This window comes from [Phormidium] sp. LEGE 05292 (genome assembly GCF_015207735.1).
Classification (GTDB): Bacteria; Cyanobacteriota; Cyanobacteriia; order Cyanobacteriales; family Aerosakkonemataceae; genus Floridanema.
Map to the genome: position 1 here is coordinate 1 of NZ_JADEWG010000306.1, position 2,544 is coordinate 2,544.

A 2,544-nucleotide genomic window follows, 5' to 3' on the forward strand; every position below is an offset into this window, starting at 1 on the left:
CTGCTCCTCTGCCCCTCTGCCCCTCTGCCCTCTGCTACACTGGAAAATGACCTCTAGAGCAGGGTTTTATGTACAAGCGCTCCAAATTTGAGACTAGCCAAACCCAAGTAATGTATCGGGCGGAAGATTTAATTAAAGCAGCTTCCAACCGTTACCGGATTACGGTACAGGTGGCGAATCGTGCCAAACGTCGCCGTTATGAAGATTTTGAAAATATTGATGATCCAATGATGAAACCTGTAATTCGGGCAATCATTGAAATGTCTGATGAGTTAACTCAACCAGAAATTATCGGGGAATAAAGTCATTAGTTATTGGTCTTTTGTGCTTTGTTAGTCAACAATAACAAATGACTAATGACCAATAACTAATTACCAATGACTAAAAAAGCGAGATTTGCACTTGTAGCCTTAACAATTTTGGGTTTAACGGTTTTGCCATCATTGCACATACCATCAAACAACCTAAATTTATTCACTCTCCAACCTGTAAAAGCGCAAAATGCACCGAGTCAGAATCCCCAAAGATTTATAATAGAAGATATTTGGCGGAGAGTTTATGAACTGCTGCCAGATTTACCAAAAGAAAATCAATATATCAGCAAGGAAACGGGAAAACAGGCGACAAGCAATACTTTAGTCGCTCGCTTGATTCGGTATCATATGTATGTCAAAGGTCGTCCACCAATTTACCGCTTGGATTGGAAATTGACGATCGCAGATTATTTGGGCGTGAATGAGGTAATGTTTGAAGGTGTGTATCCTGGTGGAGATACTTTGCGGCAAAATCCAATGGATAACGATCGCGCTGTGATTACTCGCATGACTCGTGCCCAAAGAGATGCTTTAGTCAACACCCTCGTCAGCATTTTTAACCCCAACGTCGCCGCTGAATCTCAACCCACGCCAAAACCAACTCCCACACCAACTCCCACTCCCAACCCTGATAGGTCTTTACCTTCCTTACCCCAACCTGGAGACGCACAGCAACTTAAACTTTGACCAGGATTTTCAGATTTGAGGATGTTCATGATTTCTGATTCAGAATATAAAAGCAATCCGGTCAATCCTTTTATCCTTAAATCCTAGTAAAAATGACAAATGACAAATTGATTAAAAGTGGTGTTGGTTGGCGAATAGGATGGAACCCCAACGCTGAGGAATTTCAGGGTTTGCTGGGTGGGGATGATTGGGCGATCGAACTCACAGAAGCAGAGTTAAACGACTTTTGCCGATTGTTCGCGCAATTAGCCGCCACAATGAAACAAATGGCGAGTGAATTAATGGATGAGGAAAGAATTGCCACCGAAGCCGAAACCGACTTAATTTGGCTGGAAGTGGAAGGTTATCCCCACTCTTACAGCTTACACTTAATGCTAAACTCAGGTCGCCGTTGCGAAGGCAGTTGGTCAGCACAAGCAGTCCCCCACTTATTGCAGGCAATTCAAACTTTCCAAGTTTTCTAGTTGCAGATCATTTTGTTTGTGTTATACTAGACAAGCAAAACGAAATCGGGGCGTAGCGCAGCTTGGTAGCGCACCACTTTGGGGTAGTGGGGGTCGCACGTTCAAATCGTGTCGCTCCGATCGTTAAAACCCGCTCTAGTAGCGGGTTTTAGTTTTTAAACCAGCATACTGACTGTTGCCATACACCATCGTTGGCTATGACAAACTATGTCGATTTGAGCCACCTTAAAGGATAAATTTAAGATACGAGTTTTCAAGGGTTTCAGACATGGCTGGTCAACGGAATAGAAAAGGGACAGTAGCAGTCCAGAGTTTCAAGGGAGTACTCCGGCTGGTATGGAGCTATCAAGGTAAACAGCATTATCTTTATTGCGGACTGGCTGACACCCCCCTGAACCGAATTGTGGCTGAGGGGAAAGCCAAGGTTATTCAAGGAGATTTGGCTACTGGTAACTTCGACCCCAGTTTGGCAAAATATAAACCAGAAACACCAAATCAGATTTCAGTAGTAGCGTTATTTCAACGCTTTATGGAATCCAGACAAAAATTGATTTATTCCCGTTCTTTGGAGAAATACAAGGCGCTTCTCAATAGGGGTAAAGCCGAGATACGCGCAAAATAGGACACGACGTAAAGAAATGTAAAGAAACTCCTCACAAAGGTAGGATCAATATGACTTAAAACGTCAACACCATCTCCTCATCCAACGCCTGCGGCACCACGTCCAAATCAATCAAGTATTCCCCAAAACGCTTGATTTGACTGGTCAAATAAGGACTTAAAGCCGCCACATCAGAACGCATCAGCAAATAACCCTCACGCTGAAGTTCGCACAACACCTCAGTTAAATCAACCGTGTTGTGAAACACCACCGCATTTGCAATCAAATCGTTGTACTTGATAATCTTCTCCTGTTCAGGGGTCTTCCGGCATCATGGGGTAAAATGTAGTTAGCACTACATTTTACCCGAAAAGGACGATGGATTTTCATCTAGATACCTTATTAAACTTACCAAACGTTACAGTTTTCACTGCTTATGAAAAAGAAGGATTCTTCATTTTAAAATTAGAGTTGTTAA

General features: G+C 42.9%; 4 protein-coding genes, 1 tRNA gene and 1 pseudogene. 5 read left to right on the top strand and 1 reads right to left on the bottom strand.

The window, feature by feature from the left end; translation table 11 throughout:
- Nucleotides 1-68 precede the first annotated feature (68 nt).
- The 5 genes from IQ264_RS32155 to IQ264_RS32175 all read left to right on the top strand — a co-directional run bounded on the left by IQ264_RS32155 (nucleotide 69) and on the right by IQ264_RS32175 (nucleotide 2,087).
- Nucleotides 69-302, top strand: a complete 234-nt coding sequence (locus tag IQ264_RS32155) for a DNA-directed RNA polymerase subunit omega (RefSeq protein ID WP_073592500.1) — start codon at nucleotides 69-71, stop codon at nucleotides 300-302.
- Between the two features lie 75 nt (nucleotides 303-377).
- Nucleotides 378-1,001, top strand: coding sequence for a hypothetical protein (locus IQ264_RS32160; RefSeq protein WP_193986790.1), 624 nt, complete (start codon nucleotides 378-380; stop codon nucleotides 999-1,001).
- Nucleotides 1,002-1,093: 92 nt separating this feature from the next.
- Nucleotides 1,094-1,465, top strand: coding sequence for a DUF1818 family protein (locus IQ264_RS32165; protein WP_193986792.1), 372 nt, complete (start codon nucleotides 1,094-1,096; stop codon nucleotides 1,463-1,465).
- A 46-nt stretch (nucleotides 1,466-1,511) separates the two neighbouring features.
- Nucleotides 1,512-1,585: transfer RNA gene (locus tag IQ264_RS32170), tRNA-Pro, on the top strand.
- A 148-nt stretch (nucleotides 1,586-1,733) separates the two neighbouring features.
- The gene (locus IQ264_RS32175; protein WP_193986794.1) at nucleotides 1,734-2,087 is read left to right on the top strand and encodes an Arm DNA-binding domain-containing protein; all 354 of its coding nucleotides are present in this window, start codon (nucleotides 1,734-1,736) and stop codon (nucleotides 2,085-2,087) included.
- A gap of 55 nt (nucleotides 2,088-2,142) precedes the next feature.
- Here the strand turns inward: IQ264_RS32175 and IQ264_RS32180 are convergent.
- Nucleotides 2,143-2,379 (bottom strand): annotated as a pseudogene (locus IQ264_RS32180) (Tn3 family transposase); the annotation flags it as partial.
- Nucleotides 2,380-2,544 lie beyond the last annotated feature (165 nt).

What these genes read in the sequence shown, in the direction of transcription:
- IQ264_RS32165 (WP_193986792.1), top strand. Translation starts at nt 1,094, where the DNA reads ATGACAAATGACAAATTGATTAAAAGTGGTGTTGGTTGGCGAATAGGA.
- IQ264_RS32175 (WP_193986794.1), top strand. Translation starts at nt 1,734, where the DNA reads ATGGCTGGTCAACGGAATAGAAAAGGGACAGTAGCAGTCCAGAGTTTC.
- IQ264_RS32160 (WP_193986790.1), top strand. Translation starts at nt 378, where the DNA reads ATGACTAAAAAAGCGAGATTTGCACTTGTAGCCTTAACAATTTTGGGT.
- IQ264_RS32155 (WP_073592500.1), top strand. Translation starts at nt 69, where the DNA reads ATGTACAAGCGCTCCAAATTTGAGACTAGCCAAACCCAAGTAATGTAT.